This is a genomic window from Planktomarina temperata RCA23 (genome assembly GCF_000738435.1).
GTDB classification, from domain to species: Bacteria; Pseudomonadota; Alphaproteobacteria; order Rhodobacterales; family Rhodobacteraceae; genus Planktomarina; species Planktomarina temperata.
In genome coordinates this window covers 1096093-1116921 of the sequence record NZ_CP003984.1, presented here as the reverse complement: position 1 = coordinate 1116921, position 20829 = coordinate 1096093, and the positions used below count along the sequence as shown (strand labels likewise).

20 protein-coding genes are annotated in these 20829 nt (G+C 56.5%); 5 read left to right on the top strand and 15 right to left on the bottom strand.

Translation table 11 applies throughout. The features are described from left to right. The 3 genes from murC to RCA23_RS05330 are packed head-to-tail and all read right to left on the bottom strand — an operon-like array spanning position 1 to position 3648. Entirely contained in the window at positions 1 to 1392 is a 1392-nt protein-coding gene (gene murC / locus RCA23_RS05340) for a UDP-N-acetylmuramate--L-alanine ligase (protein ID WP_044049434.1), read from the bottom strand. Further along, a complete protein-coding gene (murG, locus tag RCA23_RS05335) occupies positions 1392 to 2486 on the bottom strand; it encodes an undecaprenyldiphospho-muramoylpentapeptide beta-N-acetylglucosaminyltransferase (RefSeq protein WP_044049433.1) in 1095 nt (364 codons plus the stop codon). Before murG ends, murC begins: the two co-directional genes overlap by 1 nt. 1 nt (position 2487) lies before the next feature. After that, the gene (locus tag RCA23_RS05330; RefSeq protein WP_044049432.1) at positions 2488 to 3648 is read right to left on the bottom strand and encodes an FtsW/RodA/SpoVE family cell cycle protein; all 1161 of its coding nucleotides are present in this window, start codon (positions 3646 to 3648) and stop codon (positions 2488 to 2490) included. Between the two features lie 120 nt (positions 3649 to 3768). On the opposite strand from RCA23_RS05330, the gene RCA23_RS05325 reads away from it, so the two are divergent. Beyond that, on the top strand, positions 3769 to 4959 hold the full coding sequence (locus tag RCA23_RS05325; protein WP_044049431.1) for a BaiN/RdsA family NAD(P)/FAD-dependent oxidoreductase: 1191 nt from the start codon (positions 3769 to 3771) through the stop codon (positions 4957 to 4959). Positions 4960 to 4986: 27 nt separating this feature from the next. On the opposite strand, the gene RCA23_RS15945 is transcribed toward RCA23_RS05325, so the two are convergent. After that, positions 4987 to 5727 carry a hypothetical protein gene (locus tag RCA23_RS15945; RefSeq protein ID WP_169701340.1) on the bottom strand — a complete coding sequence of 247 codons (741 nt, stop codon included), beginning with the start codon at positions 5725 to 5727 and terminating at the stop codon, positions 4987 to 4989. A 164-nt stretch (positions 5728 to 5891) separates the two neighbouring features. Here RCA23_RS15945 and RCA23_RS15940 point away from each other — a divergent pair, with 164 nt between their 5' ends. Both RCA23_RS15940 and RCA23_RS05315 read left to right on the top strand, forming a co-directional pair. Next, positions 5892 to 6080, top strand: a complete 189-nt coding sequence (locus tag RCA23_RS15940; protein ID WP_052377051.1) for a hypothetical protein — start codon at positions 5892 to 5894, stop codon at positions 6078 to 6080. 7 nt (positions 6081 to 6087) lie between these two features. Beyond that, a complete protein-coding gene (locus RCA23_RS05315) occupies positions 6088 to 6765 on the top strand; it encodes an alpha-1,2-fucosyltransferase (RefSeq protein WP_052377050.1) in 678 nt (225 codons plus the stop codon). Here RCA23_RS05315 and RCA23_RS05310 read toward each other — a convergent pair. The 10 genes from RCA23_RS05310 to RCA23_RS05260 all read right to left on the bottom strand — a co-directional run bounded on the left by RCA23_RS05310 (position 6762) and on the right by RCA23_RS05260 (position 18300). After that, positions 6762 to 7466, bottom strand: a complete 705-nt coding sequence (locus tag RCA23_RS05310; RefSeq protein WP_169701339.1) for a glycosyltransferase — start codon at positions 7464 to 7466, stop codon at positions 6762 to 6764. The two genes, RCA23_RS05315 and RCA23_RS05310, sit on opposite strands and share 4 nt — an antisense overlap. 71 nt (positions 7467 to 7537) lie before the next feature. After that, entirely contained in the window at positions 7538 to 8935 is a 1398-nt protein-coding gene (murD, locus tag RCA23_RS05305) for a UDP-N-acetylmuramoyl-L-alanine--D-glutamate ligase (protein ID WP_044049429.1), read from the bottom strand. 38 nt (positions 8936 to 8973) lie between these two features. After that, a complete protein-coding gene (gene mraY, locus RCA23_RS05300; RefSeq protein WP_044049426.1) occupies positions 8974 to 10056 on the bottom strand; it encodes a phospho-N-acetylmuramoyl-pentapeptide-transferase in 1083 nt (360 codons plus the stop codon). A gap of 17 nt (positions 10057 to 10073) precedes the next feature. Beyond that, the gene (locus RCA23_RS05295) at positions 10074 to 11492 is read right to left on the bottom strand and encodes a UDP-N-acetylmuramoyl-tripeptide--D-alanyl-D-alanine ligase (RefSeq protein WP_044049424.1); all 1419 of its coding nucleotides are present in this window, start codon (positions 11490 to 11492) and stop codon (positions 10074 to 10076) included. Continuing rightward, entirely contained in the window at positions 11492 to 12970 is a 1479-nt protein-coding gene (locus tag RCA23_RS05290; RefSeq protein WP_044049423.1) for a UDP-N-acetylmuramoyl-L-alanyl-D-glutamate--2,6-diaminopimelate ligase, read from the bottom strand. The genes RCA23_RS05295 and RCA23_RS05290 overlap by 1 nt, the downstream gene beginning before the upstream one ends. Before the next feature lie 22 nt (positions 12971 to 12992). Further along, positions 12993 to 14774 carry a peptidoglycan D,D-transpeptidase FtsI family protein gene (locus RCA23_RS05285; RefSeq protein WP_044049421.1) on the bottom strand — a complete coding sequence of 594 codons (1782 nt, stop codon included), beginning with the start codon at positions 14772 to 14774 and terminating at the stop codon, positions 12993 to 12995. After that, the gene (gene ftsL / locus RCA23_RS05280; protein ID WP_044049419.1) at positions 14771 to 15115 is read right to left on the bottom strand and encodes a cell division protein FtsL; all 345 of its coding nucleotides are present in this window, start codon (positions 15113 to 15115) and stop codon (positions 14771 to 14773) included. Before ftsL ends, RCA23_RS05285 begins: the two co-directional genes overlap by 4 nt. Then, positions 15112 to 16101 (bottom strand): 16S rRNA (cytosine(1402)-N(4))-methyltransferase RsmH, encoded by a 990-nt coding sequence (rsmH, locus tag RCA23_RS05275; RefSeq protein ID WP_044049417.1) that lies wholly within the window; start codon positions 16099 to 16101, stop codon positions 15112 to 15114. The genes ftsL and rsmH overlap by 4 nt, the downstream gene beginning before the upstream one ends. 2 nt (positions 16102 to 16103) lie before the next feature. Then, on the bottom strand, positions 16104 to 16607 hold the full coding sequence (gene mraZ, locus RCA23_RS05270) for a division/cell wall cluster transcriptional repressor MraZ (RefSeq protein WP_081870901.1): 504 nt from the start codon (positions 16605 to 16607) through the stop codon (positions 16104 to 16106). A gap of 628 nt (positions 16608 to 17235) precedes the next feature. Further along, complete coding sequence (locus RCA23_RS05260) at positions 17236 to 18300, bottom strand: Mrp/NBP35 family ATP-binding protein (protein WP_044049414.1); 1065 nt, start codon at positions 18298 to 18300, stop codon at positions 17236 to 17238. Between the two features lie 264 nt (positions 18301 to 18564). On the opposite strand from RCA23_RS05260, the gene RCA23_RS16215 reads away from it, so the two are divergent. Together RCA23_RS16215 and RCA23_RS05250 are read left to right on the top strand one after the other, a co-directional pair. Continuing rightward, complete coding sequence (locus RCA23_RS16215; protein ID WP_081870900.1) at positions 18565 to 18696, top strand: YjiS-like domain-containing protein; 132 nt, start codon at positions 18565 to 18567, stop codon at positions 18694 to 18696. A 179-nt stretch (positions 18697 to 18875) separates the two neighbouring features. Continuing rightward, positions 18876 to 19478 carry a LysE family translocator gene (locus RCA23_RS05250; RefSeq protein ID WP_044049412.1) on the top strand — a complete coding sequence of 201 codons (603 nt, stop codon included), beginning with the start codon at positions 18876 to 18878 and terminating at the stop codon, positions 19476 to 19478. A gap of 18 nt (positions 19479 to 19496) precedes the next feature. On the opposite strand, the gene RCA23_RS05245 is transcribed toward RCA23_RS05250, so the two are convergent. Continuing rightward, positions 19497 to 20789 (bottom strand): NAD(P)/FAD-dependent oxidoreductase, encoded by a 1293-nt coding sequence (locus tag RCA23_RS05245; protein ID WP_044049411.1) that lies wholly within the window; start codon positions 20787 to 20789, stop codon positions 19497 to 19499. Positions 20790 to 20829 lie beyond the last annotated feature (40 nt).

Here is a 20829-nt window from a genome sequence, read left to right as displayed (position 1 = left end):
TTATTCAACCTCACCTGCCAGCCCATGCGCCCAAGCAGAGATCGAGCCCGCCCCAAGGCAGATTAACATATCACCCGGTCTGCATTGCTCGGCAAGAAACGCGCCAAGCGCTGCTTCATCGGCAACCGCAACCGCGTTGCGATGCCCGTGATTGGTCAATCCAGCGACAAGCCTGTCACGGTCCGCCCCCTCAATGGGCGCCTCGCCTGCGGCGAAAATATCCGTGATCCCAACCACATCTGCATCATTAAAACAGGTGCAAAATTCTTCGAACAGATCACTGAGACGCGAGTAGCGATGCGGTTGATGCACGGCCATGATCCGGCCCGCATGTGATTGGCGTGCCGCTTTGAGAGCGGCGGCAATTTCCACAGGGTGATGAGCATAGTCATCGATAACCGTAACCCCGTCAATTTCTGCCACCCGCGTGAAGCGGCGATTAACGCCCTTGAAACTGCGCAGGCCATCGCGGATCGTCTCCGCGCTCATACCCAAATGCAGCGCCACGGCCACCGCCGCCAGAGCATTCGAGACATTGTGATCGCCCGGCATTGGCAGGGTGCAATCGGCAATCACCCGACCATCACGCAACGCCACATCAAAAAACGCCGCACCCTTTTCATAGGCGAGATTGACAGCCCGCACATCCGCTTGGGCGTTGAACCCATAGGTCATGACCCGGCGATCGGTAATGCGACCGACCAAAGCCTGCACTTCGGCGTGATCAGTGTTGCAGACAACCAAACCATAAAATGGGATATTATGCACAAATTCGAAGAAGCCCTGGCGCAGATTGTCGAAACTGCCCCAATGCTCCATATGCTCAGGATCAATATTGGTGACCACGGCAATGGTCGCGGGCAGGCGATTGAATGTCCCGTCACTTTCATCTGCCTCAACGACCATCCATTCTCCCTGGCCCGTGCGGGCATTGGATTCAAACGCATGAATTACGCCGCCATTCACCACCGTCGGATCAAACCCACCCGCATGCAGCAAGGTTGAGACCATCGTCGTGGTGGTTGTCTTGCCATGGGTGCCGGCCACGGCCACATTCGACTTGAGCCGCATCAATTCCGCCAGCATTTCTGCACGCCGCACCACCGGCAAGCCGGCCTTGCGCGCCTCATCCAATTCAGGGTTTCCCGGCTTGATGGCTGTGGAGACAACAATCACCTCAGCACCGGCCAAGTTCTCAGCCCTCTGCCCCAAAAACACGGTGGCGCCCAAACGCTCAAGCCGCCGGGTGATCTTTGAGGCTTTCAAGTCAGATCCCTGCACCCGGTATCCCTGATCCAAAAGAACCTCGGCAATGCCGGACATGCCAATGCCGCCGATCCCCACAAAATGAATCGCGCCAATGTCGCCGGGCAGTTTGGTTACTTTATTCATCACGTCTCCCCGGCCAAGGCCTCGATCATATCCGCAAGGGTGTTTGCCGCTTCAGGTTTGGCGCAGCGCAACGCCGCCTCGGCCATGGAATGGGCTTGAGGGCCATTGGTTAATATATCTTGAATTTCAGCGGCCAAAGCCTCGGGCGTAAAGGCGTCTTCGGTCAGAAGCCGCGCGCCCCCCGCCGCGACCAACTCGCGAGCATTGGCGGTTTGCTCATCACGAATGGCTGCCGCCAGTGGGACAAAAATCGACGGGCGGCCAATAACGGAGATATCGGCCACAGAGGAGGCACCAGAGCGGCTAATCACCAGCTGCGCCTCACTCATGCGCTCGGGGATGTCGTCGAAAAAAGACCGGACATCGGCGCGTAGCCCCATATCGTCATAGGCCGCCTGCACCCGCGCGCGATCCTCTTCGCGGGCCTGTTGAGCAATCCGCAGGTTGTTGAGCAAGCTCTTTGGCAATAACGCAATCGCCGCAGGCACCACATCCGATAAGATCCGCGCCCCCTGCGACCCCCCGATCACCAAAAGGCTCATGGGATGATCGCCTGGCTCGATATAGCCCGCAGCATGGCGCGCCAAAATCTCCGCGCGCACCGGATTGCCCACATGGTGACCCGTGAGCCCGTGCGGCAATTCAGTCGGCCATGTGCCGCAGGCGATTTGATTGACCCGCGGCGCAAACAATTGATTGACGCGCCCCAGAACCCCGTTTTGCTCATGCAACATACAAGGCACACCAAGCGAGGTCGCAGCCCCCATCGCCGGTATCGCCGGATAACCGCCAAAGCCCACCACAACATTTGGCCGATCCCGGCGCATTTTGCGCCGTGCGGTGGTGATGCCCAATGCAATACGGATTGGAACCAAGATTTTGCTCATCAGCCCGCCCTTGGCAAAAGTGGCGCTGGAGACTTGCTCGATCACAACATCAGATGGAAACCCGCCCGTGTAGCGCGCACCGCGGGCATCGGTGGACAAAACCACCCGCCAGCCACGCGCCAACATGACCTCAGCCACGGCCTGCGCCGGGAACATATGCCCGCCGGTCCCACCGGCTGCGAGAACCAAAAGAGGAGGTTGTGTCATATCAATATCCACGCATCACAGCGCTCAAAGCCCCTTGGGGGCGACTGCGCGTCAAGGCCAGGATCATACCCAGAGCAATGCCGCCGGCAATCAAAGATGAACCGCCATAGCTGACGAAGGGCAACGTCATGCCCTTCGCCGGCAGCAAACGCACCGCAACACCCATGTTGATCATGGCTTGCACCCCAAACATGGACACCAAACCCGTCCCGGCCAGACGCACAAAAAGGTTCCGCTCTTGCACCAAACGGGCCAGCGTTCGCAGAACGATCACAGCAAAGAGCCCCAGAATGACGAGGACCATCAACACGCCATATTCCTCAGCGGCCACAGCAATGATGAAATCCGTATGCGCATCGGGCAAGGACCATTTCACGGAGCCTTCACCGGTGCCCACACCAAACAAGCCGCCCTCCTGAATGGCATTGGCCGCATATCCAAGCTGGGTATTGGGATCCACGTCTGCCGCCATATAGCCGTCAATGCGCCTCGCGAAATGCTCGCTGTAATTATAGGCGACAAAACCGGCCAAAACTGTTGCGGCGGCCATGGATAGAATGAACAAAAGCGGCGCTCCGGCGCAAAAATACATAACGCCCCAAGAAAAGAGGATCAAACTGGCCTGACCAAAATCCGGTTGGAGCGCCAAAAACCCGGCGATCACCACTGCCACGGCAAAAGACATCATCCGGCCCGGAGGTCCGCCTGGCTCAAAGGAGGCAGAGATCAACCAGGCTGAAAACACAACAAAGACCGGTTTGATAAATTCAGAGGGCTGCACGGAGGCAAAGCCAAACGAATACCAGCGTGTCGCGCCCTTGCCGAAATCTGTTCCGAAGATCGGCAGCAAGATCAACGCCAGGAGCGCACAGCCAAACCCCACCGTGGCCCAGCGGCGCACCGTATCGGGCGACATCATTGATGTGATGGTCATGGCCAGGAGGGCCAAACCCCCAAAGACCGCTTGTCGGTGCACATAATGAAATGCATCAAGATTGTTGCGCTCTGCCAAAGGGGGAGAGGCTGCAAGGGCTAGGATCAAACCAAAGATAAACAAAAACAAAACACTGGCCATCGTCCACCGATCCACGGTTCGCCACCACCGGGGTAAAATTGGATCGCGCACTTCAACGGGCAAAGGCCCATGTACCATCTCTGTCATTTTAAAACCGCCTGTACTGCGCCCCATTTTTGAGGTCTGAGCCAATATTAGCCGGACTCTGCACATTTTTCCAGTGCCAATTGCCTTGCCATTTGCACCACAACAGGCAAGTCATCGCCTATGGACTTTGACACAATCATTATCGGCGCCGGAGCCGCTGGGTTGATCTGCGCCGCGCAAGCGCCAGGCAAATGCTTGGTGATCGATCATGCCAAGGCCGCAGGCGAGAAAATTCGCATCAGCGGCGGCGGACGGTGTAACTTCACCAACCTATATGCCTCAGCGGAGAATTATATCAGCCGCAATCCACATTTCGCCAAATCCGCATTGGCCCGCTACACGCAATGGGATTTCATCGATTGGGTGGCACGAAGCGGTATTGCCTATCACGAGAAAACACTGGGGCAATTGTTTTGTGACACCTCCGCCAAAGAGATTGTCGCCATGCTTCTAAAAGGCGTGGCCGAGGCCGGCGGGCAGGTCCAGCTCAACACCACTGTGCAATCCGTCACAAAGATTGAAGGTGGTTACGCGATCCAGCTTAGCTGCCCGCATGGGCCGCGCGCGGTCACAGCGCGCAATCTTGTGGTCGCCTGCGGTGGCAAGCCCATACCAAAGATGGGGGCCACCGACTTTGCCCTCCGCCTCGCCCAGCAATTCGGCCTTCCTGTGACCGAAACCTATGCGGGATTGGTGCCCTTCACCTTTTCCGGCGCGCAGCATGAAGCTTTTAAGTCCATAAGCGGCGTCGCGGCCCCCGCGCGATTGCAAACCAATGGCACCGCCTTTGACGAAGCTGTGCTTTTCACCCACCGCGGCCTGTCCGGGCCGGCGGCTTTGCAAGTGTCTAGCTATTGGTCGCCCGGCGACGTGCTCACTCTGGGTCTTTTGCCAGAAGAGGAGCTGCGCCGCGCGGTCAGAGAGGCAAAGGAAACCGAAGGACGCAAATCACCGCTAACCATCTTCACCCGCCTTCTGCCAGCCCGGCTGGTGCCCGTGGTGCTGAATGATCTCGCCCTGCCCGAGCGCATCGCCGATCTCACAGCCGTGCAATTGGACGGTCTGACCGCGCGCCTCACCCAATGGCAGCTCACCCCAGCCGGCACCGAAGGCTATCGCACCGCCGAGGTGATGGTCGGCGGGGTGGATACGGCCGCACTCTCGTCCAAAACCATGATGGCAAAAACCCAACCCGGTCTCTATTTCATAGGCGAATGTGTGGATGTCACCGGCTGGCTCGGCGGGTATAATTTCCAATGGGCCTGGTCCTCTGGCTGGGTGGCTGGGCAGGCGATTAAAGCGGGTTTATGATGCGACCCCAGCACTTAGGACGCCGGGTTATAACCCATAATCTTGATGACTTTTTTCGATGTCTGAAAAAGACGGCCGCTGCCGGGCGAAATGATCTTTTGTGAGGGCGAAAAACATCTGCCGCTGCAATCGCTTCCAAACCCGGTCAATCGCATAGTCATACCCCGCCCCCCCGCGCGATAAATTGTCCACGCTGAAGCGCACCGAGTCCAACACCGGCGCAGTAGCGGGGGCTTTTAAAATATAGCAACTCATCGTTTGAGTGTCAGAGGTAATCATCAGGTTTTGCGAAATTGCAAACCCGTTTTCCGCATTATATGCGAGACACAGCACATCCAAATGCGGGTTAAAGAAAAACTCCTCAATCGCTGCATCTATTGCCGCGCGATCTGCAATAAATTGGCAATCATCCTCGCATATCATCAGCAGCTGATCTTCTAAGATTGACGCCGACGAAAGCACGGTTTCATGAGACTTGGCGCAGCCCAGCGCACCATTGGCATCTGCAATCGCCTCAAAGCGCGCAAAGCGCGTGACACCGAGTGCCTTAAACTCAGATTGGATTTCCGCCCGCCGGTCCTCGCGATGTTTTAAGTTTATGTAGTGAATCTCACAGCGATCAAGCCCTGACGGGCCATTGGCCTGCGCAACGGGGGGCCTATCAGATTTGCCCGCCCAACGCTGCTTGAGAATTTCATTCTGTGCCCTGCGACGATAGTCGTCGCGCAGCCTTCTATAGTTTTTTTCCAAAGACTGGAGAAATCTCATAAAATATTCCTTTTGCAGCATCCAAAGCCGCATGTGATAAATAATATTTTCAACCCGCCTATCCCAACAGAAACATTGGCTCTAAAAAGGGTGGCGTAAGAGCAGAGGCTGCATCGTTTTAAATTGCACTGGCCCCGTAATTATAAGACTTGGAGATTGAACAAATGACTACAACTCATATCTTTGGAGGTCTTGAGAATCAACTGTTTCAATACTGCTGCGGCAGGGCGCTCTCCTTGCGCCACAATGTGAAATTGCGGCTCCTTTGGGACGGGCGAGAGCAGGAAAATATCACTACGCGCAGGTTCGACCTTGGGCATTTCGACATTCGGTCTGAGGTTATTTCGGTCTGAGGTTATTATGTCAACAAGGCCTCTGCGCCGATTGGGGCTTCGCTCGGTCCAAAGTTTCCTGCAACATGGGCCTGCGCGGGTCTTTCGGGAAACTGCACTCGGCTATGATCCGCGTTTTGCATCCCTGGGCCCTCATGTGCGGCTCAAGGGCTATTGGCAAAGCGAAAAATTTTTCAAGGCGTTCGAGGATAAGATCCGCGAAGACCTCCAATTCCTCACGCCGCCATCGGCGCAGAACCAAGCCCTTTTGGAACAAATCACATCGCACACTGCAGTCTCGCTGCATGTTCGGCGCGGTGATTATGTCACAAACCCAATGGCAAATGCCCATCACGGGACCTGTGACCTGGGGTATTATAAGGCCGCCATTGATTATATTGCGGGGCACATGCAAGAAGCGCCGGTCTTCTATATTTTTTCAGATGATATCGCTTGGGTGAAACACAACCTGATCCCCCAATATGAAACCGTTTTTGTCGACATCAACGATGACGCCACGAATTATGAAGATCTGCGGCTCATGTCCAGCTGCAGGCATCATATCATCGCCAATTCCTCCTTTTCTTGGTGGGGGGCCTGGTTGAACAGCCATCCAGAAAAAATCATCGTCGCGCCGAAAAACTGGTATGCGGATCCCGCCGCGCGAAACCCCGATATGCTCCCACAATCTTGGATCACATGTTAATGGCAGCGCGCCTGTCTGTTGGATACAGTTGACCACAATAGGCCATCAACCCTAGGGCGTGAACCCTCACGTGATGTTCTCATAGCCATAGGTTGATCCCCAAAATTGATCCGAGAAACAAGGCCCTGATCCGGTGTATTTCCAACCGGAATGGTGGCTTTTATAGAAAAATGTGCCGGATATATGGTGAGATCATAGCGCGTCTCTTTGTGAACATCCGTAATGAGTTGCGGCCCAACTGTCTTCCATGCTCGTTTATTGGTCACGCGCCATTTTTTGGACAGGCGTTTCACGCAGGCGCCAAAAAACTCATTGCCTGGCTCTGCACCCATAGCCCCGGCAGCAATCAGTCCCGGACGAATGTGTTCATGTTCACAAGCGGCAAAGGCGGCTGGTTCCAGCAACCAATCTTCCAATGGCCGCAAACACAGTGAATCCGCATCCAACGCAATGCCACCTTCATTGAACAAAATTTCATAGCGCATGAGATCTGCCACCCCATTGAGTTCACGCGAATACATAGCGTCCATGTGTTTTTTGTTCACCCAAGAGTATTCTGCGAGCGCCGTATTTCCCCAGATGACAATTTCATACTCTGGATTCAACTTGGCCCAAGACTGGATGTAATTGTCCGGCCTTTTGCTTTCATCCCCAACCCACACAAAATGCAATTTTTTTGGTATCATAATATGTCCTAACACTTATGTTCACGCGCTCAAAATACCCGTGCACCCCATCCCGCCTTCTATCACCAAAAGGCCGGTGGCGCGGGTCACGTCCCTTTAATCGCCCCGACCTGTGCGATGAAATCTTCACCGCGGGTTTCGAAACTGTCGTATTGGTCAAAACTCGCCGCAGCCGGGGCGAGCAGGACCACGTCGCCAGGTTGGCTTTGCGCATAGGCGGCTCGGACTGCCGCTTGCATCGTGGTGCACACTTCGCAGTCCACATCAAGCTGCATGGCAAAAGCCTCGGCCTCACGGCCAATCACATAGGCCTTTTGCACATGCCCCAAGGCCGGTTGCAGCGCAGAGAGCCCCCCCTCCTTCTGCAATCCTCCACAGATCCAGCGGATATTGTCAAATGCGCTCAGCGCTTTGAGTGCAGCGTCGACATTCGTGGCCTTACTGTCATTCACAAAGCGCACCCCGGATATCTCACCAATCATCTGGCTACGATGAGGCAGGCCTGCGAAACTGCGAAGCCCCTCTTCAATCACCCGCGGCGCCACATTCAAAGCGCGCAGCACCGCATAGGCGGCAGAGGCATTTTGATGATTATGCGCCCCTGGCAGTCCCGGGATATCGCGCAGATCAATTGAGGCGATTTGCCGACCCTTGCGGCTTTCTGCCAAAAACCCTTTGCGCGCCGTTACCTGCCAGTTGTTGCCTTTTGGTTTTTGTCCCGAGACGACACGGATCACCCGATCATCATGGGTGTGATCGGAAAATTGCGTGGCCAAATACTGCCCCTCCGGCTCGTCAACGCCAATCACCGCGACATCCGGGCAGCCTTCGGCAAACAGACGGCGTTTGGCGGCGAAATACCCGCCGTATCCTGCGTGGCGATCCAAATGATCTGGGGAGAGATTTGTAAACACTGCGATATCGGGCGTCAGACTACGGGCCAGTTCCAGCTGATAGGAGGATAATTCCAACACGATCACATCGCCATCTTCTGCCGGTTGCAGATCCAGCACCCCGCGGCCGATATTTCCAGCCAACTGGCTGCGTCGCCCGGCCACCTCTAGCAAATGATGGATTAAAGCGCTGGTCGTGGATTTGCCATTGGATCCCGTCACGGCAATCACCTTGGGCGCCATATCAAAGCCCGTCCACGATTGCGTCGCAAAGGAGCGAAAGAACAGACCGATGTCATTGTCGAGAGGAATGCCGAGCTGCATCGCCATGCCAATCGCTGGATGCGGTTTGGGATAGAGGTGCGCAATCCCCGGTGAGGTGATCAGCATATCCACACCCTCAAGCCCGCCACGCAGCGGATCGCTGCAGCTCAGGCCAGCCTCCTCGGCCCGCTGCCGCCCCGTCTCGCCGTCATCCCAGCACAATACATCTGCCCCGCCAGCCACCAAAGCCTGCGCGGCAACCAGGCCAGAGCGGCCCATCCCAAGCACAAAGACCCGGCGCCCATGCATTCCTTGAACTGCTATCATCCTGTGCTCTCCAATGGCCGCGCGGCCCTGATGTAAATTTACCGGACTTTCAATGTCGCCAGGCCGATCATCGCCAAGACAATGGCAATGATCCAGAAGCGGATCACGATCTGGCTTTCCGCATAGCCTTTTTTCTCAAAATGATGATGGATTGGCGCCATGAGAAACACCCGCCGTCCTGTGCGTTTGAACCAAAACACCTGGATGATCACACTCAAGGCCTCCGCCACAAACACCCCGCCGATGATCGCCCAAACAATCTCATGTTTGGTCAAAACGGCAATAGCACCCAGCGCCCCGCCCAGCGAGAGGCTGCCCGTATCCCCCATGAATATCGCGGCAGGTGGCGCATTATACCATAGAAAGCCCAAGCCTCCGCCAATCAACGCCATACAGAAAATCAACAACTCGCCCGTTCCGGGCACGTAATGCACGTCAAGATATTGGGTGAAATCAACCCGGCCCACCGCATAGGCCAAAACCCCAAGCGCCGCCGCGGCAATCATCACGGGCATCACGGCCAAACCATCCAAACCATCCGTAAGGTTGACCGCATTGGCCGTTCCGACAATCACGATCATAGCAAAGGGAAAAAACAATATGCCAAACGGCACCAATGTGTCTTTCAGGACCGGCACAGCCACCTGCAAACGTAGGCCTTCAGGATGCAGCTGCGCGGCCACCAGCGCGGCGATCAGAGCAATCACAAACCCCAATCCGAGACGGACCCGTCCGGAGACCCCGGCAGAGGTCTGTTTGGAGACTTTGGCATAGTCATCTGCAAAGCCAATCGCGCCAAAGCCAATGGTGACAAAAAGCACCACCCAAATATGCATATTATCAAGCCGCGCCCACAGCAGAGTTGAGACCACCAAGGCCCCCAAAATAAGCGCGCCGCCCATCGTCGGCGTGCCCGCTTTGGATTGATGCCCCTCAGGCCCGTCTGATCGGATCGGTTGCCCGCGCCCCTGGCGGCGGCGCAAGAGGTTTATCAAAGGCTTGCCAAACACAAATCCAAAAAGCAGCGATGTCAAAAATGCCCCGCCGGCCCGGACGGTGATATAGCGAAAGAGATTAAAGAAATCGCCGCCATCCGACAGTAATGTCAGCCAATAAACCATTTAAATTCCCCTTACACCTACGGTTGTGAGCGATGCCCTAAATTGCGGATTAGGTCAACAATCAGTGAAACTTTGCTGCCCAAAGAGCCTTTGACCAAAACCCGGTCTCCCGGTGCGATCAACTCTCCCAAGCCAGAGGCCAGCTCTTGCGCCTCTTGCACCCAGCGGCCGCGGATTGCGGCTGGCAAAGCGTCATAACAGGCACGCATGCGTGGTCCGACACAATGCACCACATCCAAGGTTAACAAGTGGTTATTGCCGGCCAGCTGCGCGTGAATTTGCGCCTCTTCCTGCCCCAGCTCCAGCATATCACCCAAAATCGCAATGCGCCGCGGCCCCTGCCTTGTCTGCTCTTGCCGATCAGAGGCCGCCAAAACTTCCAAGGCCGCCGCCATAGAAGCAGGGTTGGCATTATAGGCGTCATCAATCAGCTCGAAATAGGCGTTGGTATCGGCCGGATCCAAGCTGACGGTCTCTCGCCGCCCGCGCCCCGCCGGAGGATGCCAGCGGAACAGATCAACCGCGGCCCGCGTCGGATCTCCAGACAGAGCCTCAACCGCCGCCAAAACACCCATGGCGTTCACGGCAAAATGCCGCCCCAATGTGTTCAAACGCAGCACTGCGGGCGCGCCGCGCAGACGGGCCTGGATCACCGTGACATCGTGATGCATCTCCAGCGCCGTCAGGCGAAAGGCATCGGCCGTCTCGCCAAATCCCACAATCGTCGCCCCTTTGGCCAAAGCGGCTTGTACAAGGATGTCAATTGTCGGCACATCAGCCGGCAAAATAGCCGCGCCTCCGGGCATCAACCCAGCCACGATATCCGCCTTCTCGCGGGCAATACCCTCCAGGCTTTCAAAGGCTTCCATATGCGCCGGGGCCACGGTTGTGATCATTACCACATGCGGCTGCACCATTTCGCTCAAAGGCGCAATTTCTCCAGGATGATTCATGCCAATTTCGAAAATGGCAAATTGGGTGTCCGCCGGCATGCGCGCCAGGGTCAGCGGCACGCCCCAATGGTTGTTGTAACTGGCCACCGAGGCATGTGTCCGCCCCTGAAACTCAAGCACCGTGCGCAGCATCTCCTTGGTCGAGGTCTTGCCCACCGATCCGGTCACTGCCAAAACTTTCGCCGCGCAACGTGCCCGTGCCGCCCGGCCCAAGTCAATCAGCGCCTGCAGGACATCCGGCACAATCAGCAGCGGTGCAGTCTCAGCCACCCCATCCGGGCGCCGCTCCACCAAAGCGGCAGCCGCGCCTTTCTCGAGGGCCTGCGCCACAAAATCATGACCATCACGGGCCGCAGTCAAAGCAACAAAAAGATCCCCCGGCTGCAATGTGCGTGTGTCAATCGACACGCCATAAGCCTCCCAGGGCGCCGCACAATAGCCGCCTGTCGCAGCTTGAGCCTCGAAAGCCGTCCATAGGGCCATTACGCAAAATCCTCCAAAGCAGCAACAGAGATACTCGCCTGTTCGACGTCATCAAAAGGTAAAATATCTTCTCCAATAATTTGACCTGTTTCATGTCCCTTACCGGCAATCAGCAAACAATCGCCGGGTTGCAACCCATCGACCCCATATAAAATAGCTTCCGCCCGATCACCGACCTCTTCAGCCTCACCTGCGCCAGCCAACACCATAGCGCGAATGGCGGCGGGGTCTTCACTGCGTGGATTGTCATCCGTGACGATCACCCTGTCCGCATGCGCCGCCGCCGCTTGCCCCATCAACACCCGCTTGCCCGGATCGCGGTCTCCGCCTGCGCCAAAAACCACAACAAGCCGCCCCCTCACATGCGGCCGCAAGGCTTGCAGCGCCGTTGAGACAGCATCGGGCGTATGGGCATAATCCACATAAACGGAGGCTCCATTGGCGCGCGTGGCGGCCAATTCCATGCGCCCGCGCACCGGTCTCACGGATTTCAACGCAGAAAAGACCGCTTCCGCCTCCGCGCCCGCAGCCAGAACCATGCCCGCAGCCAACAGCAAGTTTTCCCCTTGAAATCCACCCACCAAAGGCACTTTGACCTGATACCGTGTGCCCTGGCATGCGCATAGAATCTCTTGTCCATTGGCATCAAATGTTTGCCCTAAAATCTGCAAATCAGCGATGCTGCGGCCAACGGTCAGACAGCTTTGTCCGCGCTTGCGGCACGCGTCATAAAGCACCATTCCCTTGGCATCATCAATATTGATGACAGCCCATCCTTGCGGCCCCAACACGCGGTCAAACAGACCTGACTTTGCGGCAAAATAGGCCTCAAATGTGGCGTGATAATCGAGATGATCTTGCGTGAAATTGGTGAAGCCAGCCACCGCCAAAACCACCCCATCTAAGCGCTTTTGCTCCAATCCGTGACTGGAGGCCTCCATCGCGCCATGGGTGACGCCAGCGGCGGCGGCCTGAGCTAACACCCGGTGCAGGGTGATGGGCTCCGGGGTGGTATGGCTCAAGGGCGCGCTCCACGCCCCCTGCACCCCGGTTGTGCCCAAGTTGATCGCCGACAGCCCCAATTCGCTCCAAATTTGCCGGCAAAAACTGGCCACAGAGGTTTTGCCATTGGTGCCCGTCACCGCAACCATCACCTCCGGCTGCGCGCCAAAGAACAAAGCTGAAGCCGCCGCAAGCGCCTGGCGCGGATCATCGACAACGCAGATCTGCGCTGCGTGGTCTGGACAGGTTTTGGAAATCCATGCCGCCCCATCCGGATCGGTTAAAATAGCACTGGCCCCTTGGCGCAGGGCATATGGGGCAAATTCAGCCCCATGGCTGCGGCTCCCCGGCAGAGCTGCAAAAAGGAACCCATCCCGCACGTCCCGGCTGTCAACCGCGAGGCCTTGTATTTCCAGCTGAGACGTCCGCGCCGTGGTCAGACCTAAATTTGCAAGGGTTTTGCTCTTGGTCGCCATCCACCGGCTCGCTTTCTAAAAATCAATTGTTGGCCAATGTTAAACCATTTTGTAGCGTGGGTTCAATCTCTGGAGCGATGCCCAGCAAAGGCGCAACACGCCGGATAATTTCTGCCGCAACAGGCACGGCGGTGGCACCCGCCGTTCGGCGTGGCTCCGGGCCGGTGCGGTCTTCGGGCTCATCAAGCGTCACGATCAAGACATAACGCGGATCGGTGCTTGGAAAGAAACTGGCGAAAGTCGCCAGAACTTTATCTTTGTAATAGCCACCCTGCGGGCTGGGCTTATCCGCGGTTCCCGTTTTCCCAGCCACAGAATACCCTGGAACATCGCCCATCTTAGCGGTCCCTTCCGTCACCACACGCCGCATCATACTGCGCAAATCCCGGGACGTTTTTTCAGAGATAATGCGCGCGCCACGCGGCGGGGCCGGTTGTTTTAACAGCGTCGGTTTGACCAAAGTCCCACCATTGACAATGGCCGCATATCCCGCGGCCAGATGCACTGGCGAGGTCGAAATACCATGCCCATAGGAGATCGTCATTGTTGAGATATCAGACCAATTGCTTGGGTATTGCGGCCGCCCGGTTGGGCCCTCGATCACTTCAATCGGTGTGGCTTGCAGCAGGCCGAGGCGATCCAAAAAGTCTTTTTGCAACTCAGCCCCGATCATTAAAGACAGGCGGGCCGTGCCGATATTTGAAGATTTGATCAATACCTTTTCAACAGACATCTGCGCGCCATAGTCACGATAGTCGTTGATCTTATGTTTGCCCCACCGCAATGGGCCTTTGGTATCGACCATGCTGCCAGGCTCCACCAGACCCAGATCCATCGCTTGGGCCACCGTAAAAGCCTTGAACGCCGAACCCAGCTCATAGACCCCTTGGACCGCGCGGTTGAACAGCGCGCTGTCGCTTGCGTCGCCCTGCGTCAAAGGCCGTGGACGGTTGTTTGGATCAAAATCTGGCAGGCTGGAGAGCGACACGACCTCACCGCTATAGGCATCCATCAACACCGCTGACGCGCCCTTGGCATTCATCAAGCGCATGCCGCCGTAAAGTGCCTCCTCCAGCGCCGATTGCACCGTCAGATCAATCGACAACTGCAGAGGTTGGCCGTCAAATCGTGGATCGCGCAGGAAGGTGTCAAAGGCTTTTTCTACGCCAGCCATTCCGATGACCTCAGCGGAATGCACGCCCTGGGCGCCAAAGGTCGTACCTCCCAAAATATGACCGGCCAGTTGACCGTTGGGATAGAGGCGCATTTCGCGCGGACCGAACAACAAACCCGGCTCACCGATGTCATGAACGGCCTGCTTTTCTTCTGGGCTAATGGCGGGTTTGAGCCACAAAAACTCTTGCGGTCCAGACAAGCGCGCCGCCATTTTTTCGACATTGATGTCGGGAAATATCTCCGCCAATTGCCGGGCGGTGCCCTCTGGATCAATGAGTTGACGCGGGTGCGCATAGAGCGAATGGGTGTCGATATTCGTGGCCAAAACCCGACCGTTGCGGTCAAGGATATCCGCTCGACTGGCCAAAATCTGTGCCGCTGTGGCGCGGGCCTTGGGCTCAATCGGCTCGGACACCGCCAAAGCCGTCATCCGCAGACCAATGACGCCAAAACTGATGACGAATATTCCGCCCATCATAAACAAACGCCGCTGAGTTTTGCGCAAAATTCGTTCATGCTGCATCTCGATGCGCTCGCGCCGATTGGCATGTTCAATCAAATCAGGATTTTCGCCGGCGGTTCTGGCCGAAAATATGCGCGCCAAAGGCCGAAGGGGTTTGCGAATCATGGAGAGGCCTCGCGGTTCATCACCTCAATCGGCTCAGTGATTGGGCCCAAATCTGGTCCAGGATATGGAATCTGCTCCAAACGGGCAAAATGATCCGCCGTCAGTTGCAACAATTTCAATTCGTCAAAATTGGCATTCACCAGCTGCAGGAGCCGCTCCGGGCGATTGAGATAGGCCCATTCCGCTTTCAGCGCCCGCAGCCTCGAATGGGCCTCCGAAATATCGCGGTTCAACTGGGCAATTTCATCCAATTTGCCCTTGGTTTCATAGTTTTCAGTATAGGCCCAAAAGGCGAGCCCCATGACGCCCATGACCAAACAGCTCAAAAACAGATTTTTCATGAGGCCCTCCGCTGTGGAAGTTGCGGCACGCCAAGGCTGCGTGGATCGACAGGCAACGCCGGGGCCTCGGTCCGCCGCCCAATGCGCAATTTGGCCGATCGTGCGCGGGGATTGGCGCCGAGTTCCTCTTTTGAAGCTTTGATTGCCTTGCGGCTTTGCATGGTAAATTGCGCCGGAACCTCCTCGACCAATGGCGCATATCGGCTGCCGGCCTGCGTGCCTGTGCGGGCTTGGAAAAACCGTTTTACGATGCGATCTTCAACCGAATGAAAGGTCACCACAGCCAAAATGCCGCCAGGGCGCAAGACCCGTTCGGCGGCGGCAAGACCTTGGACCAATTGATCATATTCTCCGTTCACCGCGATACGCAGAGCTTGAAAACTGCGGGTCGCGGGGTGGGATTGGCCAGGCTTCGCCCGGGGCAAACACCGCTCAACAACACCGGCCAATTCTAACGTCCGTTCAAAAGGTGCCTCTTCGCGGCGTGCAACGATCATCTTGGCGATGCGGCGGCTGGCCCGCTCTTCGCCATAATTATACAAAATATCGGCAATCTGCTCAGCACTGGCGCTATTGACAAGATCTGCTGCCGTCGGGCCCGTATCTCCCATGCGCATGTCGAGCGGCCCATCTTTTTGAAACGAAAACCCCCGCTCTGCTTGATCGATCTGCATTGAGGACACACCGATATCGAGCACCACGCCATCCACCGCATCGGCGGTTTGATCCAAATTGGAAAACGTGTCTTGCACAAGCTGCAAACGATCCCCAAATTGCGGCGCCCAATCGGCAGCCATCGCAAAAACACTGGGATCGCGGTCAATGCCAATCACCTGATCGGCGCCGGCGTCGAGCAAATATTTACTATAGCCCCCGGCCCCAAAGGTGCCATCAATCCAAGTGCCCGCAATGGGTGCGGCCGCGTCAATCAATGGTAAAATTAGAACAGGGATATGCGGCGCAGATTGGGAGGAGTCGGGCCGCATATCTAGTCCTGCCCCGCTTGGTCCAAATAGGCCATCGGATCGAAATCCTCAGGCAAATCATCCAGCCAAGCCTCAGTTTTAGCCAATTCTTCTGATTCGTAGGTTTCAGGCTTCCAGATCTGGAACGTGTCACCGGCGGCGATAAAAAACGCCTCAGCATCCAGATCAATCTTCCGACGCAGCTTCGCCGGAAGCACCAGCCGCCCCGTGTCATCGACGATCGTGGGGAAAGATTGCCCATGAAACAGCCTTTGCAACATCCGACGTTCCATAGATCCACGCGGCAAGGCGTCGATCTTGGCATCCACCTCTTCGATTGCTGAAATCGTATAACATTCAAGATAATTGCGGCGATGATCGCCATAGACAATCACCAACTCAGGGTTCAGCCCTTCGGTATAATTGGGATCACCCTGCTCCAGCACGCGGCGAAAAAGAGCGGGGATAGACACCCGGCCCTTGCTGTCCACCTTATGGTGGCTTTCGCCTCTAAATCTGCGTGCCACTTGGGCCTGCCTCGCTCATTAAATGGGGCGCTGCCCCGAAACTAAAAACGGCGGATTGAACTGCTGCTGTTGTTCAATCCGCCGACGTTTCCCTTACGGGATGTCCAGCTGCGCGTGCCACCTGGGGGGGATGTCTGCTCGCGAACGCGCCGGATCTCTTCGTTTGGAAATGGGTGCCTGTATGCAACCTGCGCTCGCCTTTGCCCTTCTTGAGTTGGGGCTTTGATCTTTGACCGCTTCCGTGAACAATTATTTACATGGGAATTCATGGTAATCAATAGGAAATTTTTGCAATTGTCCAAAAATTCGCCCTAATCCCAAGGGAAAATTCTATATTTTGAGCAAAATTACACCACATAAAGCGTGAGCCCTTTCAGGATAACACAAAATGTAGTGGAGCCCCCCAACGGGCCATAATTTCCCAATTTTTTTGCTTTTTTGAGAAGATTCTGGGAAATCATGTCATTTTGCGATCCAAAATGCGTAAATCTCCAGTATTTCACCACTGAATCACCAAGCAGCTGTCTGCGAACTCTGACGATATTAAATGCGTCCCATGTTTTCCCAAACTGGAGCGATAGGGCGATATGTCCCAAAACCATTGCACACAGACGGCCCTGCCAGCGCGTTAGGCGATGTCCGAAGCAATCAACCCGCGCGCCAGCTCCGCATATGCCTGGGCCATCGGCCCATCTCCCGCGGCAGCTGGGGTGCCGCTGTCGCCGGCCAGACGCACGCCCAAATCCAAAGGCAAAGAGCCCAAGAACGGCAGACCTAACTTCTGCGCTTCCAGCTCCACGCCCCCATGCCCGAATATATGGGCTTCATGGCCGCAATTGGGGCAAATATATTGGCTCATGTTCTCAATCATGCCCAAAATGGGCGTGTGCAGCGTGGCAAACATATCCAAAGCCTTGCGCGCATCCAAAAGCGCGACATCCTGCGGGGTCGAGACCACGATTGCGCCAGTCAATTCTGTTTTCTGGCAAAGTGTCAGCTGAACATCGCCTGTGCCGGGCGGCAAATCGATGATCAAGACATCCAACTCCCCCCATTGCACCTGATTGAGCATCTGCTGCAATGCGCCCATCAACATCGGGCCGCGCCAGACCACAGCCTTGTTCGGATCAACCATCAAACCAATAGACATCATCGTAACGCCATGGGCCTGTAGCGGGATGATCACCTTCCCATCGGGACTGGCTGGGCGTTTGCTCACGCCCATCATACGCGGCTGGCTCGGGCCATATATATCCGCATCAAGCAACCCGACCCGTCGGCCTTGCTTGGCCAGGGCCACTGCCAAATTGGAAGACACCGTCGATTTGCCCACCCCGCCCTTGCCCGAGGCAATCGCCACAACTCGGTTCACACCCGGCACTTTGAGCGGCCCATCTTGCGGTTTGGGATGACCACCCACTTTCAAGTTCGGCGGCGCCGCTTTTTGCTCATGCGCGGTCACCACTGCGGTCACGCTGGACACACCGTCAAGTTGCATCACAATTTGCTCTGCTGCGGCGCGAATATCGGCCAGCTTATGGGCAATCTCGGGCGTTGGCGCTTCAATAACGAAGCGCACCGCCTCACCCTCCACCACAACGGCACGAATGAAGTCACGGCTCACCAGGTCTCCCCCATCCGGCAATTGCAGACGGGCCAAAGCGGCCAAAATATCAGAACGGTCGATTGGCATGCAAGCTCTCCTCAAATCTCTGCGCAGCTATGCCCCCGCAACTCGCTTGATGCAAGCCCAGGGCCGGTGCCCGGACGGAGCCATGCAAATGCTGCATAGCGGCAATTCCCAAACATGCGTTGCGAAATATCACCCCGCGCGCCACATAGAGCGCATCAACAGTCCGGTTGATATAGAGGATAGAACGATGACACAGATTTCAGTGTAACCGCCCCTTCATTCAGTGTTGCACTCACAGCGCGCTGGACCGCTTTGCGTGAGCAAATGGCCAAACGTGCCCTGTACCGCAAAACAATCTCCGAATTGCAATCCTTGACGGGTCGCGAACTGGCCGACCTGGGCATCCATCGCTCCGCGATCCGAGGCATCGCACACGAGGCCGCATTCGGCAAATAAGCCAGACTTAAGTTTTGCAGATCCAACGCCTGAGGCCTTGGATCTGAGCAATAGGCTTTCTCCTCCCTAAAGCCTGCAAAAAGCGGCGGCATCCTCCTCCCGGATGCCGTCGTTTTTTTGCCTAGAATTTGACCGGAAGGGTCATTGAACTTTGCCCGCAGCGGTGACACCAAGGGCCCATGACATATTCGCTGCTGTCCGGTCTCGTGCTCTTTTGCTTTGTCTCCTCGATCACACCCGGACCCAACAACTTGATGCTTATGGCCACTGGAGCCAATTTCGGCGCGCGGAGCGCTCTGCCCCATGCGTCCGGGATTGTTTTGGGATTTACCTTTATGATTATCGCCATCGGATTGGGGGTGGCACAGCTCTTCCAAAGCTACCCTTTGGCCCATCAGCTGCTCGGCGGGATCTCGGTGATCTATCTTGTTTATTTGGCCTATAAAACGGCAACGGCCAGCACAAGCCTCGACAGCCCTGAACCCACGGGCAAGCCCATTACATTCTGGCAAGCCGCGGCGTTTCAATGGGTGAACCCCAAAGCCTGGACCATGGCCCTGGCCGCGGTGACGGTCTATGCCCCGCAGCCTGTGACCCATAAGGACGTCATTACGGTTGCCATCATATTCGGTATCATCAACCTGCCCTGCATCAGCGTCTGGCTGTTGCTCGGGGTGAAAATGCGGCGGTTTTTGACAACGCCAGCCCGGCTGCGCGGGTTTAATTGGACCATGGCAGGTCTTTTGCTTCTCTCCCTCGCACCGATTACAGCTTTAAATTGAGGGCAAGCGGTCAAACCGCTAAAGCCCTACCCCATCCAAAAACCGATAATAGGCAACCTTGGTCTCGACCCCGAAGGGATAGAGCGGGTGAAAAGGAATCTTCCGCAGAGGGGTCACCGGAAAATCCAGCTCCCCATGCGGCCTGCCCGAGGCCCAATCGGCCAGAACCTTACCCATCGCAGTGGCCATCGCCACCCCGCGCCCGTTATAGCCAAGCCCCGCGGCCATGCCGTTTCCGAAATCATGTAAATGCGGATATTGATCGGCGGTGGCGGCAATGTATCCGCCCCATTCAAACGCCCAACGCACCTGTGCCAATTGGGGAAAGAGCTTGATGGACCATGCGCGGGCTTGGGCGAGACGGGCCCGCGTGGCCGGAACCGAATAGCCACCCCGCGCGCCCATAACAAAACGTCCCGCCGCGTCCATGCGAAAATAGGACAGGAGCCGGCGGGTGTCAGAGGGTGCATGAAGCCCCGGCAAGATACCGGCGCGCAGCTCTTGTGAAAGCGGTTCGGTCGCCACTTGCACAGAGCGGATCGGCACCACGGACTGTTGCAACCCCTTATGCAAAGGGCCGCTATAGCCATTGGTGCACAAAAGCACCCGTCCCGCGCGCAGCTGCCCCCGCTTGGTCACCAGCAGATGCTCTGCGCCGCGTCGCTCCAATTTCTCAACCCGAGATTGCCCATAGATCCGTACGCCCGCAGCTCGGGCGGCATCACAGAGGCCCAAAGCATAGTTGAGAGGATGCAAATTGCCTCCGCGTGGATCGATCAGGCCGCCAATATAGGCATTTGTGCCAATGGCCTGCACCACATCTGCGCGCGACAATAGCTTGAGATCTGCCCCATGCTGGGCCCATTGTTCCGCTTTGTGCACCAAGGACTGCATACCCGTAGAATTATGAGCCGCGCGCAGCCAACCCACTGGGCGTGCATCGCATTGAATGTGATGCTCGGCAATTAGATCAAACACCAGCTGCCCGGCCTGACCGGAAAGCCGGATCATCCGCTGGCCCATCTCGGGTCCAAAGCGCGCTATGGCGTCATTTGGCGCCTCGATTAATCCCGGATTGACCTGCCCGCCATTGCGTCCTGACGCGCCCCATCCCGGCGTTTGCGCCTCCAAAACCACGACCGAGCGGCCCATTTGTGCCAGATGCAGCGCCGCCGAGAGGCCGGTAAACCCCGCCCCCACAATCGCCACATCCGCCGAGACATCGGCCTGCAGCTCTGGACAGGGCGCAGAAGGATTGGCAGTGGCCGACCAAAGGGAGTTGGCAATTACAGGCTCTTCATTTTGAATCATTGCCGCGCGCCTTCATGCTATGAATATGCAGATTTTGTGG